This is a genomic window from Aquirufa salirivi, from assembly GCF_045310485.1.
GTDB lineage: Bacteria > Bacteroidota > Bacteroidia > Cytophagales > Spirosomataceae > Aquirufa > Aquirufa salirivi.
In genome coordinates, this window is the sequence record NZ_JBEWZH010000001.1 from 306943 (window position 1) to 320758 (window position 13816).

Here is a 13816-nt window from a genome sequence, read left to right on the forward strand (position 1 = left end):
TCAATGATATTAATTAATGTCTATAACTAATCTATTTGTATATCTAGAACGTAAGATTAATACCCGCAGTTAATGCACGAGTTTTGTAATAGGTCTCACGAACGTCAATTCCCGGAGCAGCAGAACCGATTGATAATGCTTGACTAACCTCAGGATCTACACCAGTATAACTAGTGAATACAGCTAAATTATTACCTGCAACATAAATACGTGCTCTCTTAAATACTCCTTTTACCGGTAAAGTATAACCCAAAGAAGCATTGTTAATACGGAAGAAATCTCCTGACTCTACATAATAGTCCATTGGGATGGTACGCTCATCATTGATGACAGAGGTTAAAGCTGATTTCAAAGCTCCTGATTCAGCGATACGTCCATCCTGACGACCTAACAATAATGCGTTCGTATTAACAATTTTTGCACCTAGTTGACTAGTTACTTGGAACTGGAAATCAAAGGCTTTGTAACGAACGTTGGTCGTAAGACCACCCACGAAAGTTGGGTTTGGATTTCCTAAATACGTTCTATCTTTTGCGTTTGGATCTACAACTCCGTCACCATTAAGGTCTTGGAATATGTATTTACCATTCTCAATTTTAGCAATCTTAGCTCCGAAGAACTCTCCTACTGGGTGGCCCGCCTGTAACACCGAGAAATTAACAGCTGATGTACCACGGATAAAGCTACCTAATGAAGTGGATAAGAATACTTGGTCTGGCGCAGCAAACTGATCATTTCTTAAGCTAACAATTTCATTTTGGTTAAATGAACCTGCCAATGTTGAATAAATAGACCAATCTCCTTTGTCAATCCACTGGTAAGTTAAGGTTAACTCAAGCCCACGATTTTGCATCGTTCCAATATTGGCTAACATGGAAGGATAAACGTAACCTTGCTCTTGTGGCACGTTAACGGTGTACAACATGTCTTTTGTTTGACGTGTATACCAATCTAATGAACCTGTTAACTTTCCTTTGTAGATAGAGAAGTCAATACCTGCTCCGTAGTTTTCGTTTACTTCCCATTTCAAGTTCGGATTTGGGTTTGATTGAATGGCGTAAGCTGGCAAGAAGTCGTCCGCAGCTCCGTCATAATAAGAACCATTGGCTCCGTAAAATGATTTAGATAACAAGGGACGAATACCTTCCGAGTTACCAGTTCTACCCCAGCTAGCACGAATTTTCATGTTATCCAAAGTACTTGATCCTTTTAAGAAATCTTCTTCACTGATGGCCCAACCCACAGAAACAGATGGGAATAAACCCCATTTATTGTTATCTCCGAATTTAGTAGAACCATCACGGCGCACATTCATTGTAGCGAAATACTTGTTCATTAAGCTATATTGAGCACGAGCCAAGAAAGAAACCAATTTGTACTCATTCTTGTATGAACCTAATAAGTTCGGGTTAGAGCGGATACCTAAACCAGCTCCCAAATTGTTCGCTTCAAATGCATCGGTTAAGAAGTTATTGTTTGATGCACCAAAACCATCATTCACCACATCTTGATACGTATAACCAGCTAAAACAACCAAGTTAGACACATCGTTTAATTTCTTCGTGTAGTTCAATGTAGCCTCAAATTGCTGATCCGTAACCGAGTTCAAGAATCTTTGAGCCGAGTTACCTCCTACTGTTAACAACAAGTTACCTGGAGTAGAACGAGCAAAAGCCGAGTTATCTGCTGTCTGAGTACGTAAAGTACCTGACACGTTGAATACTAAACCTGGCGTAATGGTATAAGCAGCTTGTGCATTGAATAAAAAGTCATGCAAACGTTGCTTGTTCGATCTGTTTTCTAAAGTAGCCAATGGATTGAAGTTGGCAAATGTTCCAGGAATCTGGAAATATGTACCATCCGCATTGTACACAGGATCTGTTGGACGCATGTTCATGGCAAAACCAATCGCGCGGTTATCCGTAAATTGACCATCCGTTTGAGAAGCTGACATATTGAACTTCATGTTCAATTTTCCGTCCATCGCTTTGGCATCCAAATTCAAACGACCTGTTAAACGCTTTTTACCTGATCCAATCAAAGTACCGATTTGATCTAAATAACCTATAGAAGCACGGTATGCTAAATTTTCTGATCCACCAGAAACTCCTAAGTTGTGGTTCTGAGAAACTGCATTACGAGTAATCTCTTTTAACCAATCCGTATTGGCTCCACGATCATCAAAAGTCTGATTATATTTCTTGGCAGCAGCACGGAATTCAGCACCGTTCAACAACTCTGGACGCTGAGAAATAGACTCGCTACCTACGTAGGTAGAATAATCTACGGTAGGAATACCTGATTTACCCCGTTTTGTGTTGATCAAAATAACACCGTTAGCTCCACGAGAACCGTAAATAGCAGCCGCAGATGCATCACGTAACACGTCCATAGAAGCGATGTCCTCTGGAGCAATGTTTTCAATAGGAGCACCAATCACACCGTCAATCACATACAAGGGCTCAGAACCTGCGTTCAATGAACCTGTACCTCTCAAACGTACGGTAGGGCGAGCATTAGGATCACCACTCGATTGAGTAATTACCAAACCTGCCACTTTACCTTGCGCAGCAGCTAATGGGTTTGTTACAACCCCAGCATTAAAATCTCTAGCACCTAAACTAGTTACTGTTCCAGAAATTTCTTTTCTTTTTTGAGTACCGTAACCTACTACAACTACCTCCTCCAATGATCTAGCTTCTTGCGAAAGCTTTACTTCTAAAACGGATTTTCCTGCAACAGAAACTTCTTTAGAAGAATAACCAACAAAAGAAAATACCAAAGTCGCATTGGACGCAGCATTAATTTTGAAGTTACCGTTAACATCTGTTTGAGCACCTTTGGTGGTACCTTTGATTAAAACAGACACTCCAGGGATACCTGAGCCATCACTAGCATCAGTCACTTTCCCTGAAACTGCATCCTGAGCGTAAGAACTCAAGGATAATAATAGTGCAAATGCAACACCAAAAACCTGTAAAAGGCCAAGCTTGCATGCACCTGATCGCACTAGGCGACCCACTCTTTTGTAAGAATGCATCATAGGTGATTAATTAAGGGTTTAAAATGATAAATGATTATAAAACCTAGAACAACTAAGAGTTTATTGGGAATGATTTAACGTATTCAAACACCGGAGTAAGCTCGCAATAATGGTTCGTTGTTGTTTCTAAATTTTTACAAAAAAACTAAGAATAAATGAGAAAAAAAATGATTTAACGGTAAAAGGTAGAATAATTCGACAAATAAATTGTACAATAGGTATAGTAAAATGCCCCAGGGAAGAAATGAGCACATCCGAAAAAAAGAGCACTCGTAGTCTATATTAATCATTTAACCATCATAAAATGGGAGAAATCAATTAAAAATTTGACCAAAGACATCCCTTAATTATTATATACATTTTTTGAAAATGAATATAATTTTATCCTAATTCCCTACATTATTGATGGAAATTTGAGCCAAAAGCAATGCGGTATACACTAAATGATTGAAATATTAATCTTCCGGCACCGGATCATAGCCACTTCCTCCCCAGGGATGACAACGGGCTATGCGCTTGGCCGCCAGCTTACTTCCTTTCCAGATTCCATGCTTGATTAAAGCCTGTTTGGCGTATTCAGAACAGGTGGGAGTATAACGACAAGCATTGGGCAAAAAGGGAGAAATCATTCCTTGATAAATTCGAAGGAGGATTAACATGAATTGACGAATGAGGTTTGAAATTATTCCCATTTTGAACAAAGATTTCCCAAAATAAGTCTTTTTACTCCAATTTTATTGGTTTTTACTGTATTTGAGTTGAATTAACTATACATTTCTACTATATTGTGAAGCATAAAAAGACCCAACCGTTCATGAAATTGAATCTCACAAAATCCATCTTTTTATTCTCCCTAAGCGCATTTATCGGGATTCTGTCTTGTTCTCATCAACCAGGACACCTATTTGAATTCAGTTCTGCCACGGAAAAAAGAAATGATAGTATTGCTTCCTTATATAATCCCACGGTAGCGAAACAGAAGGCGGTTAAATTAGATACCTTTTTCCAAAAGCTTCATTCCAAAACTGGTTTCAATGGAGTCGTACTTGTATCCCAATACGGTAAAATAATTTATAAAAAGGCTTTTGGCTTTGCCAATTACTTCACCAAAAACCCATTAACTACTCAAACGCATTTTCAGCTGGCTTCGGTGTCCAAACAGTTTACCGCCGTGGCGATTATGCAATTGAAGGAAAAAAACCAACTGAATTACGATGATCCTATCTACAAGCATATCCCCGGATTCCCTTATGATTCTAGCTTAACCATCCGCAGTTTATTAACTCACCGCTCAGGTTTACCGAATTATGCCTATTGCTTGGATAAATTTTACGATAAAAAAAGCCCGCTCACAAATAAAATGGTGGTCGATATGATGATTCGTTTGAAACCTAGAATCGACTACCGACCAAATGCCAAATTTAGTTATAACAATACCAATTACCTGCTCTTGGCACATATTGTGGAGCGGTTAAGTGGGGAGGATTTCCGTGGATATTTGAAGAAACACATTTTTGAGCCTGCAGGAATGCACAATACTTTTGTGTATGACCCCATGCATCCAGAAATGTTAAAAACGGCTGCCACAGGTTATTCTCCAAGAAGAGGACAACCCGCTGTGGTGGGTTTTGACCATTTGGATGGCGTGGTAGGAGACAAAGGGATTTATTCGACAGTTGATGATATGCATCACTGGGATATGGCTTTAAATGATGAATCCATGGTCAAATTAAGTACGCTGGAAGAAGCTTTTTCTCCTCAGCATCGTACTCCCAATGTATTACCAAAAAACTATGGGTTTGGTTGGAGATTAACTCAATTAGATAATGGAGAATGGCTAACCTACCACACGGGCTGGTGGCATGGTTTTAAAAATTATTATTTACACAATGCCAAAGACAATTCGGCCATCATCATTCTTGGTAATATGGCTAACCATTCTTTGGGAAAAGTAAACATCGTTCAATCGATTCTATATCCCGAAAAAACAGCATTGTTCATGAAAGGTGAATCTCTGCCCATGGAATTTACGGGTGGCATATAATTAAATTTGACAAAATCATGAAAATCAAAACTACTTTACTCACCTGTCTAGCCTGCCTATGTTTTAGTACATTGGCTTGGTCGCAAGACGACGATGCCATTAAAAACACGGTCAATGCCTATTTGGATGGTATCACAAAAGGGGATACCGCTTCATTAGGTAAAGCCTTCCACCCAACCGCTATTTTACGAACCTTTAATGCTGGCACGGGTAAAATCCAAGATTTTCCTGTTAGAAACTTCATTCGAAATACACCGGTAGGTGGAGCTAAAGCCACCACCAAATTAGTAAGCTATTCCTATGCTGGTATTTCTGCTACTGCGACAGTTGAATTAGAATTTCAAGATTTCAAATACATTGACTTATTGAGTTTATTAAAAGTCAACGACGAATGGAAAATAGTATGCCGCGTATTCAGTCGGGTAGACCACGATGTACAAGTAAAAGGATCGGCTGGAACAGCTGGGAAGACTCCTGCTAGTGCGACAAAGAAAGTGGTAAAACCGAAAAAGGATGATGGCTGGTAAAATTACAGGTACTCCATAAAAAAAGGTCTGAAAAAATTCAGACCTTTTTTTATTTATATCTATGATGAAACTACCAATAGATAGGACCTTTTCCTAGGTACTTCTCTACGATTGGCTCATAATAGGGCTTCAATTCGTTGTAATCAGGTACTTTAGGAGATTTGGTATACAAATCGTATTTATTAAAATCCTTGATCCAATCTAGGTACTGCTCATCTTCGGCAGTCATAAACTGCTTGTAAGCACCACCTGTATGCCAAGGGTAGAATGAGTGATAACGAATCATCACCATACCTTCATGAGGGATTTTATTGTCTTTATGGTTTTTCAATACTTGGTACAGATACTCATCATGTCCCCAAGCTAATTCCAAATTATCTAAACCACAACCTGGAGCATAAACACCTAAATCAGTATTGTACAAATCCACTAAGGAATCAGGATTTAAGGCATTGAATTCTGGGTAAACACAAGAATCAGGGAATTTACATCCGACAGCAAAAACATCTCCTACTAGGCCCCACTGCTCGGCTTGAGAAGTACCATCTTCATCACTTCCGAATAAATACATGGCTTTCCCCAAGTCATGAATCAATCCTACTAATTGCATCCAATCAGGACGACCTTCTGCGCGAAGACCCTCAGCTGTTTGCAATAAGTGTATCACATTGGGAAGATTTAAATCTGGATCACTTACGTCCACCAAGGCATTTAAACGCTCCATCATGTCCCATAAGTCCATTGGACGTTCAAAAGTCAAATACTTTTTCTTCATCTTCTGAACATAATCATAGGTTTGACGCGAGCGCATCTTTCTATAATGCTCTTTGACAGCAGCAGTAATATCTCCCTGCTCGTAATTTCTAAATTCACTTTTTTCCTTGGCAATAGTAGTTTCCATGGTGCTTTACATAATTTGGATTACAAATTACTAACTAAGATTTTAAAAATAAAAATTAGGGATGTATTACTGATAAAATAATCGCACTGATTAACATCAGTATTCCAAGGATAAAAAACACATTTGGACTCAAAACAGGCACAGATTGCTCGTTTAATGATGCCTCATAAGGCTTTTCAGACAAATATCGAACTGGGATTTCCTGACCAATCTCATAATTTTTCATCAAACCTCTTTCGGCTTCCCGACGAAATTCTAGGCCATTAACATAATAAGATACGATGGGGAAATAAATAGGAAAACGACCCGCATGATCTCCGCGGGCGTAGCGACGAGAAATCTCAACCACCTTTCCGTAAGTTAATTTACTATGCTCAATCCAAGCTTTACGTTTTTGGTATAACCTTCCTCCTACTCCTAAAAGTACCAAGGCTATAACAGCAAACAGAGCCATGAACAAGGCTGTTGAACCCTGAAAATTGCCAGTTGGTCTTGCTGAAATCAAAAAAATGAAATTCAATTCCATGTGAAATTTAATCAAAAAGGGATTTTCTACCCTGAATTTTGGCCAAACTAACAACAAATATCACTGAAAATCAAATACTTAAGGAGTTGCCAACAAAAGGCTCATTATCCTTTTTAGGGCTATTTTTTGATATATTTTGATACATTTCAATTTTTGAGGTTTAAATTTTTGGTAGTGAAATCAAAAAAATGTAAAAACGGTAATTATTTCGTTCAAATTTATCACCGAATGAGTCTAAAAAATATTTTCTAAAAGAAGTAAAATTCATTCAAATTTGTATTTTTGGTTAACTCAAAATACGCTAAAATGAAAAACAGCACTCGAATTCAGTTGATGACCATGATGTTCCTTATGTTCTTTTCTTGGGGATCATGGTACGGTCAAATGAGTAAATACCTTTTAACCACCTTGCATGCCACTGGAGATCAAGTAGGTAATGCTTATACTACATTTTCGATAGCATGTATAACAGCCCCATTTTTTGTGGGATTAATTGCTGACCGATTTTTTTCTGCCCAAAAAGTGATGGGTGTTTTAAATATTTTGGGTGGTATCATCTTGTTTTTCTTAAGTCAAAATAAAGACCCTGAAACTTTCTTTTGGTATATCCTGGCCTATACGCTTTGCTTTGCTCCTAACCTAGCCTTGTCTAATTCTATCGCCATGAACCAAATGAACAATCCAGAAAAAGAATTCCCGAGTATACGAGTAACAGGAACTGTAGCTTGGATTGTGGTAACCAATATTATCGGATTTTTAGCTTTAGGAGATCAAGTGGCCATATTCCAAATCTCTATGATTAGTTCATTTATCTTGGGCATTTACGCCTTTTTCCTGCCCGACACACCTCCTAAAGCGGACAAAAACTCCTCGATTGCTCAAATCATAGGACTAGATGCCTTGAAATTATTTAAAGATCGCTCTTTCTTAATCTTCTTTGTCTCCTCCATTTTAATCTGCATTCCATTATCTTTTTACTATGCCATGGCTAATCCTTCCTTGACAGATTCACACATGCAAAATGTGGAGAACAAAATGTCATTTGGTCAGGCTTCCGAAGTCGTATTCATGTTATTAATACCTTTGGCATTTACTCGTTTGGGAGTGAAAAAAATGCTAATTGTGGGCTTGATTGCTTGGGTTATCCGCTTCCTTTGCTTTGGTTATGGAGATGGAATCAGTTCTGAATGGATTTTATTCATCGGTATTATTTTACACGGTGTTTGTTATGATTTTTTCTTTGTGACGGGCCAAATCTATACCGATCAAAAAGCGGGCGAGAAAGTGAAAAACGCGGCGCAAGGATTAATTACACTTGCCACCTATGGCGTAGGTATGGGTATTGGTTCCAAATTATCGGGAATCGTATTAGACCATTACACCGTAAATGGTGTACATGATTGGCAAGCCGTATGGATGGTTCCAGCGGCAATTGCAGGACTGGTATTAGTCTTGTTTATTTTATTCTTTAGTGATAAAAAAGAAGCCGCGAGTGCTTAAGTATTTTTGATCTTTCTGATCATCCAAAACAATAATGATGGACTGAGGCGCTTGACGAATAAACCGAGCGCCTCCAGTTTTCCTCCGATAAAATATTCCTTCTTTTGAACAAAAACAGCCTGAACGATGCCTTGAGCAGTGATGCTAGGCTCTAAACCTTTCGCTTGATTGGGATCCATTTTACCATAGGCTTCTCCATGTTCGTTCATGGCATTCAAGGAGATATTCGTTTTGATATAGCCTGGCAATATGGTACAAACGTGTATTCCATAGTCGTAAACTTCTGCCCGAACCGAATCAAAAAAACCAATCAAAGCATGCTTGGATGCCCCATAGGCTCCTCTCCTTGGAGTTGAGATTCTTCCTGCTACGGAAGCGATCGGGACAAAAGTCCCAGAACCTTGTTTTTTAAATAAGGGTAATAACTTCTGGGTCAAAGCCACGATGGAAAAGAAATTGATTTCAAACAATTTCCGATATACTTCCAAATGTGTATCCTCTACAAAGGATCGTTGACTCACTCCTGCATTCAAGACCATGACATCGATACGTCCAAAGGTAGCCACGACCTTTTCTAGCATCAAATCATGTTGATCCAATTGTGTCATATCAAAAGGCAAAACCAACACGGAATGTCCATACACTTGACAAAGATTCGCCACACGCTGGAGCTCATCCTCTCTTCTCGATGATAAAACCAAATGTGCTCCTTCTTGCGCAAAGGCCTGAGCTAAAGCTTCACCAATGCCGGAAGAAGCACCCGTGATCCAAACAACTTGATCGGTAAATTTCATGATTAAGAAGCGTAAGAAATATGTCTAATTTCTAATTCTTTGAAAAATTCGGCCATAGGGTTCACTTCCAAACGAAGTAACTTTTGCCAAAGGCGTATCGCCTTGGTCATCAAACCACTTTCGATTAAAAAACCATCATGACCATAAAGGGAATCGATCACTTGAAAAGATGCCCCAGGGATATGCTTGGCCAAATATTCTTGTTCAACAATTGGGAACAAGGCATCTGATTTGATACCAATGACCAAGGTTTTGGACTTCACAGACTTTAAGGCTTTAATGACACCTCCCCGGTTTCTCCCTACATCTTGAGAGTCCATCATTTTCGACAAAATATAATAGGAATAGGCATTAAATCGGCCAGCTAATTTTTCTCCTTGATAACGTTGATAGGATATCGCACGAAGGGATTCGCCAGTTGTATTTTCTTGTCGTGCCTGAGTAATTTGATAAGTTTCATAATTACGGTAAGAAATCAAGGCCGTAGCACGTGCCGCCTTCATGCCTTCAATACCCGCTTTGGGCTGAGATTCTTTCCACGTAGGATCCACTTCGATGGACATTCGTTGGGACTCATTGAAAGCGATTCCCCAAGGTGAATGAACGGCATTGGTGGCAATTAGGATAAGATTTTCAATTAAATCTGGTTGGATGATAGACCACTCTAAGGCTTGTTGACCACCCAAAGATCCTCCAATACAGGTTTTGATACGATCTATACCTAAATCCTTTCTCAGTAATTCAAAACTATTGACCACATCCCGAATGGTGATGCTTGGAAAGGTATGGTAATAAGGCTCGCCAGTCAAGGGATTAGTGGATAGCGGGCCGGTGGAACCGTAATGAGAACCCAAAATATTGCAACAAACAATAAAATGGTTTTCCGGATTAAACAGTTTGCCTGAACCTACGAGTCCTTGCCACCAATCAGACACTTCATGACTTCCGGTGAAGGCATGACAAATCCAAACCACATTATCTTTTTGGGCATTTAATTTGCCCATGGTTTCATAGGCCAATTGAACGGAAGGAAGAACGCCACCCATTTCTAGGTCAAAAGAAAAAGAAGAATGAAAATGATGAAATTCAGCTTGCATGAACTAATCGTTTATATTTCCCTAAACAGGCATTTGCCTGGGGTAGGAGTTAGCACCTTAGTTTTTCAACTGGTTGCCAGAAGTTCGTTGAGCCTAGTCTCTCCCTTCTTCTTTATAAATCAATGCTGCTTGTGCGATTGACTTGGGACTGCAAAGTAAAGGATGAAATGGAAGAATTCCAAAAGGATAAGATTTGTCGGTTTAGATTTGTCGGTTTTGCTGAGACGATTTTGCTTCGACGGTTTAGCTTCATTCAGTATTGCGTACATTTAATTCATTACTTGATAATTATTACCTACCTATTGGCAAAAGAATAATTAAGTATGGTTATGGAATAACATTCTAAGACATAATTCAGATATTTGCAGCATGCTTAAATTAGTCAGTTTTTACGGAGGATTAGGTTTGGTACTTTGGGGACTCCATCAAAGTAGTTTAGCGAGCTGGTTACATTCAGATGTAAAATTCATTTGGGCCTTCTTCTTCTTTTTAGCCTATTTAAGTCATGCATTACATCAACTGGGTTGGAAAAATGACCGTGAAAAATTTATTCCTTTCCACATGGCTTCCCTAGCCATCCGCTTCATAGCTAGCCTTATTTTTATCGGTGTTTTTGGATATATGGGTACTCCTGAAATGATCTTATTTGTGGGGAATTTTTTTGTACTCTATTTATGTAGTACAAATTTTGAAATAATTGGTTTGCTTCGTAACTTGCGACGTTTTTAGAAAAGACTAAGGCCAAAAGTCATAAAAATCCTTTTCTACATCCAGCTAATCAACGAATTAGCTTTATTAATCAAAGAAATTAAAGTAAAAGCGAGCATTAAGATGTCGGGTAAGTCCATTTTCAAAAAAGTGTATTTTTCAAATATAATCCTCGGATTATTCATTTCCCTTTTTAGTTTCTCCGCATGGGCCAATGAGCCTGCTGCTGCAGAAGCGACCGAACATGCTCCTCAGCAAGAGGAGAAGTTCGATGCAGGAAAAATGATCTTACACCACATTGCCGATGAGCACGAATGGCATTTCTTTACCATCGGACATTTTCATGCTACTATACCTCTCCCGTGCATCGTATACACTGAATCGGCTGGCTTACAAGTATTTTCTTCTTCTAATTTCAAAAACGAACATCATGAAGAAGTGCCTTACCAAGGTTTAAAATTAGAACATGGAAAAATCCATGCGGAAAATGGTGAGACCGTTTATGATATATCCATCACTAAAAACGTAGCTTCCTTATTACTTTCTGCCGTTTTATTACTCAGTATTTTCATCGGTATCGGAAAAACCTACAAAGAAAATCCTCACCGTGCACCTAAAGGAATTCAATCCCTATTTGAACCCATCATCATTTTTGTGCGCGATGAAATCGCTAAAAACAACATTGGCGAAAAACACTACCGTCGTTTTATGCCTTATTTATTGACGGTATTTTTCTTCATTTGGTTCAACAACATGCTGGGCTTAATTCCAGGTGGTGCTAACGTTACAGGAAATATTGCGGTAACAGCTGTTATGGCTATTATTGCCTTTTTTGTAACGAACTTAAATGGTAAAGCGACCTACTGGACACACGTTTTTGCTATGCCAGGTGTACCAAAATGGATGTTAATCATCATGACTCCGGTAGAAATAGTAGGAGTTTTCATGAAGCCATTCTCTTTAATGGTGCGTTTATTTGCTAACATGACAGCAGGTCACATCATTTTATTAAGTTTGGTTTCCTTAATTTTCATTTTTGAAAATGCAGCTTTAGGAATTGCAGTTGTACCGTTCTCTTTATTCATGAACGTGATTGAATTGATTGTGGCCTTCATTCAAGCCTTTATTTTCACCATGTTAGTTTCTACTTACATTGGTGCAGCCATTGAAGAACACCATCACTAGAATTTGTATTTTAATTTTTATTCATAAACCCAATTAGTATGTCTCTTTTATCAATTTTATTGGAAGTTTCTGTAGGAACTGGTCTTGCAGGTGTTGGAGCTGGTTTAGCTGCAGTTGGTGCTGGTTTAGGTATCGGTAACATCGGTGGTTCTGCTATGGAATCTATCGCTCGTCAACCAGAAGCTTCAGGAAAAATCCAAGGTGCGATGTTGATCGTAGCTGCTTTCGTTGAGGCGGTTGCTCTTTTCGCAGCAGTAATTTGTTTGTTGGTTACTTTAAAGTAATTCAACACCAGGTCATGCCTCGGGTTAGCCTTGGCAAATGACTCCCTTATTTTCAAACGCAATTTGGTCGCACTAGGCACCAAATTGCGTTTTTAAGAAGATTCTAACATCTTAATTATACACAAGTATGGAGTTAATTACCCCAGATTTTGGACTTATCTTTTGGCAAATTCTCGTATTCGGAATTTTGTTTTTTCTTCTAGCAAAATTTGCTTGGAAGCCCATCATTCAATCATTACATGAGCGCGAAGAGTCGATCGACCAAGCAATCAAACTTTCGGAGGAAACAAAGAAAGAAATGGCTGAGCTTAAAGCAGGAAATGAGCAATTGCTAGTTTCTGCACGTGCTGATCGTGATGCTTTAATCAAGCAAGCAAAAGAAGCTGCTGATGCCATGATTTCTCAAGCTAAATTAGATGCTCAAACCGCCGCTAATCAAGAAATTGAAAAAGCGCGTGTCGCATTTGAACAAGAAAAAGTAGCCGCTGTAGCCTCTATTCGTAAAGAAGCAGCTAGCCTATCCCTTGATTTAGCGGAAAAAGTATTAAAAAGCCAATTGAAAGACAAAGCTGCTCAAGAAAAATTAGTTTCTGAGTGGATAGCCGATGTCACATTAAAATAAGAAGCAACACCTTAAATTTGATCAAATGTCTGAGTTAATTGTTGCCCACCGTTACGCTAAATCTTTGCTGGATTTAGCCATTGAAAAAAAGGTGGTGGAAGATGTTTACCAAGATATGGTGAGCTTCCAAGAAACCTGCCAAAACAGTAAAGAATTGGTACTAGCGTTTAAAAGCCCTATTATCAAGCACGGCACGAAAATGACTATCTTGAGTAAATTATTCAAAGATAAATTCCATGCTGTGTCTTATTCTATCTTTGAAATTATCACACGAAAAAATAGAGAAAAATTCTTGCCTGCTATTGCCAAACAATTCATTGAATTATATACTTCTTATAAAGGAATCCAAAAAGCAGATGTGGTGACATCTTCTACTTTAACAGAAGAACAACGTAAACAAGTGATTGCCATTGTAAAAGAATATTCTGGCAAAGATGTTCAATTGCATGAGTCCATTGACGAATCATTAATCGGTGGATTTATCCTACGTGTAGGAGACAAGCAAGTCGATGATTCTATCCGACGGAAACTAAATGATTTAAAAGTTTCTTTCGCCTCATAAATTAAAAAGCCTTGTTCATCAAG

Annotated in this window: 14 protein-coding genes and 1 riboswitch; of the genes, 8 read left to right on the plus strand and 6 right to left on the minus strand. The window is 38.6% G+C overall.

Annotated elements, in window-relative coordinates; translation table 11 throughout:
- Positions 1-43: 43 nt before the first annotated feature.
- Together U0R11_RS01205 and yidD are read right to left on the minus strand one after the other, a co-directional pair.
- Positions 44-3043: a SusC/RagA family TonB-linked outer membrane protein gene (locus U0R11_RS01205; RefSeq protein ID WP_406749425.1), complete on the minus strand. Its 3000-nt coding sequence runs from the start codon at positions 3041-3043 to the stop codon at positions 44-46.
- A gap of 455 nt (positions 3044-3498) precedes the next feature.
- Entirely contained in the window at positions 3499-3702 is a 204-nt protein-coding gene (gene yidD, locus U0R11_RS01210; RefSeq protein WP_406749426.1) for a membrane protein insertion efficiency factor YidD, read from the minus strand.
- A gap of 155 nt (positions 3703-3857) precedes the next feature.
- Between yidD and U0R11_RS01215 the strand changes: the two genes are divergently transcribed.
- Both U0R11_RS01215 and U0R11_RS01220 read left to right on the plus strand, forming a co-directional pair.
- Positions 3858-5087 carry a serine hydrolase domain-containing protein gene (locus U0R11_RS01215; protein WP_406749427.1) on the plus strand — a complete coding sequence of 410 codons (1230 nt, stop codon included), beginning with the start codon at positions 3858-3860 and terminating at the stop codon, positions 5085-5087.
- A 17-nt stretch (positions 5088-5104) separates the two neighbouring features.
- On the plus strand, positions 5105-5614 hold the full coding sequence (locus U0R11_RS01220; RefSeq protein WP_406749428.1) for a nuclear transport factor 2 family protein: 510 nt from the start codon (positions 5105-5107) through the stop codon (positions 5612-5614).
- A 70-nt stretch (positions 5615-5684) separates the two neighbouring features.
- On the opposite strand, the gene U0R11_RS01225 is transcribed toward U0R11_RS01220, so the two are convergent.
- Positions 5685-6515, minus strand: coding sequence for an inositol oxygenase family protein (locus U0R11_RS01225; protein WP_406749429.1), 831 nt, complete (start codon positions 6513-6515; stop codon positions 5685-5687).
- Positions 6516-6570: 55 nt separating this feature from the next.
- Positions 6571-7041 (minus strand): DUF3592 domain-containing protein, encoded by a 471-nt coding sequence (locus U0R11_RS01230; protein WP_406749430.1) that lies wholly within the window; start codon positions 7039-7041, stop codon positions 6571-6573.
- Positions 7042-7347: 306 nt separating this feature from the next.
- Here U0R11_RS01230 and U0R11_RS01235 point away from each other — a divergent pair, with 306 nt between their 5' ends.
- Positions 7348-8541 (plus strand): nucleoside permease, encoded by a 1194-nt coding sequence (locus U0R11_RS01235; RefSeq protein WP_406749431.1) that lies wholly within the window; start codon positions 7348-7350, stop codon positions 8539-8541.
- Here U0R11_RS01235 and U0R11_RS01240 read toward each other — a convergent pair.
- Positions 8538-9335 (minus strand): SDR family oxidoreductase, encoded by a 798-nt coding sequence (locus U0R11_RS01240; protein ID WP_406749432.1) that lies wholly within the window; start codon positions 9333-9335, stop codon positions 8538-8540. The two genes, U0R11_RS01235 and U0R11_RS01240, sit on opposite strands and share 4 nt — an antisense overlap.
- Before the next feature lie 2 nt (positions 9336-9337).
- Positions 9338-10432, minus strand: coding sequence for a homoserine O-acetyltransferase family protein (locus U0R11_RS01245; protein ID WP_406749433.1), 1095 nt, complete (start codon positions 10430-10432; stop codon positions 9338-9340).
- Positions 10433-10440: 8 nt separating this feature from the next.
- A riboswitch (SAM riboswitch) is annotated at positions 10441-10553 on the minus strand.
- A gap of 248 nt (positions 10554-10801) precedes the next feature.
- Here U0R11_RS01245 and U0R11_RS01250 point away from each other — a divergent pair.
- The 5 genes from U0R11_RS01250 to atpH all read left to right on the plus strand — a co-directional run bounded on the left by U0R11_RS01250 (position 10802) and on the right by atpH (position 13793).
- Positions 10802-11161, plus strand: coding sequence for a hypothetical protein (locus U0R11_RS01250; protein ID WP_269002616.1), 360 nt, complete (start codon positions 10802-10804; stop codon positions 11159-11161).
- 102 nt (positions 11162-11263) lie between these two features.
- Positions 11264-12325 (plus strand): F0F1 ATP synthase subunit A, encoded by a 1062-nt coding sequence (atpB, locus tag U0R11_RS01255; RefSeq protein ID WP_166374841.1) that lies wholly within the window; start codon positions 11264-11266, stop codon positions 12323-12325.
- A 38-nt stretch (positions 12326-12363) separates the two neighbouring features.
- The gene (gene atpE, locus U0R11_RS01260) at positions 12364-12609 is read left to right on the plus strand and encodes an ATP synthase F0 subunit C (protein WP_109322163.1); all 246 of its coding nucleotides are present in this window, start codon (positions 12364-12366) and stop codon (positions 12607-12609) included.
- Positions 12610-12736: 127 nt separating this feature from the next.
- Positions 12737-13231: a F0F1 ATP synthase subunit B gene (gene atpF / locus U0R11_RS01265; RefSeq protein WP_166230238.1), complete on the plus strand. Its 495-nt coding sequence runs from the start codon at positions 12737-12739 to the stop codon at positions 13229-13231.
- 25 nt (positions 13232-13256) lie between these two features.
- The gene (gene atpH, locus U0R11_RS01270; RefSeq protein WP_406749434.1) at positions 13257-13793 is read left to right on the plus strand and encodes an ATP synthase F1 subunit delta; all 537 of its coding nucleotides are present in this window, start codon (positions 13257-13259) and stop codon (positions 13791-13793) included.
- The last annotated feature ends 23 nt before the right edge of the window (positions 13794-13816 follow it).